1 protein-coding gene and 1 pseudogene are annotated in these 1181 nt (G+C 69.3%); both read left to right on the top strand.

Annotation, left to right across the window (positions count from 1 at the left end):
- Positions 1 to 28: 28 nt before the first annotated feature.
- A pseudogene (locus tag ACRDSQ_RS08835) lies at positions 29 to 631 on the top strand (hypothetical protein); the annotation flags it as partial.
- A 93-nt stretch (positions 632 to 724) separates the two neighbouring features.
- Positions 725 to 1081, top strand: a complete 357-nt coding sequence (locus ACRDSQ_RS08840) for a calcium-binding protein (RefSeq protein WP_431420330.1) — start codon at positions 725 to 727, stop codon at positions 1079 to 1081.
- Positions 1082 to 1181: the final 100 nt, after the last annotated feature.

Consider the following 1181-nt stretch of genomic DNA (forward strand, 5'->3'; position numbering starts at 1 on the left):
CGGGCAGGACCCGGCCACCAGTCCGACCCTGAGCGACTCGACGCCGGCGAACACCACGTTCGTCTCGGTGAGCGCGAGCGGCGGCTGGACGTGTCCCACGACCCCCGGCGTGGGCGGGACGGGAGCCGTCACCTGCTCCGGTTCGACCCTGGCCAGCGGCTCGAGCATCACGATCACCCTCGTCGTGAACGTCAACGCCGGCACGCCGGGAGGCACGATCATCTCCAACACGGCGACGGCGAGTTCGCCGGACGATCCGAGCGCCGGGAACAACTCGGACACCGAGACCACGACCGTCAGCGGCGCCGCCATCGGCGCTGACCTCCGGATCACGAAGTCCGACTCGCCCGATCCGGTGTCGTCGGGCGGGAACATCACCTACTCGATCAGCGTCTCGAACTCGGGGCCGTCGGGGGCGACGAGCCTGACGCTGAGCGACGTGGTGCCGACCAACACCACGTTCGTGTCGCTGACCTTCGCGGCCGGCTGGTCGTGCTCGACGCCCGCGGTGGGCGGCACGGGCACCGTGAGCTGCACGATCGCGAGCCTGGCCGCGGGCGCCAGCGCCTCGTTCACCCTGGTGGTCAAGGTCACCGCTGGCACGCCGAACGCCACGGTCATCACGAACACGACCACGATCGCCGCGACGTCGACCGATCCCAGCACCGCGAACAACACCGCCACGGCAACCACCACCGTCGGCACGGCGGCTGAGCTTTGCGCGATGGCCGGCGCCATCAAGGGGACGAACGCGTCCGACACGCTGAACGGGACAAGCGGCGACGACATCATCTGCGGCGGCAACGGGAGCGACGCGATCAACGGCCTGGGCGGGAACGACACGATCTTCGGCCAGAACGGCAGAGACGTCCTGAACGGCAGCGACGGCAACGACAACGTCATGGGTGGCAACGGCAAGGACCAGGTCACCGGCGGCGCTGGCACCGACATGCTGAAAGGTGGGAACGCCCCCGACGTGCTGAACGGCCAGGACGGCGCCAGCGGCGATTCGCTCGACGGCGGCAACGGCCAGGACACCTGCCAGACCGACACCGGAGACACCACCGCGAACTGCCCATAGGACGTCGATGCAACGGGCCGCGGCGGGATACCGCCTGAGGGGTGCACTTATCCGGCGTCACGCCGCTTCCCGGTGGTACTCGTGGATCAGACCAGCGAGA

The organism is Actinokineospora sp., assembly GCF_050699995.1.
GTDB lineage: Bacteria > Actinomycetota > Actinomycetes > Mycobacteriales > Pseudonocardiaceae > Actinokineospora.

What these genes read in the sequence shown, in the direction of transcription:
- ACRDSQ_RS08840 (WP_431420330.1), top strand. Translation starts at nt 725, where the DNA reads ATGGCCGGCGCCATCAAGGGGACGAACGCGTCCGACACGCTGAACGGG.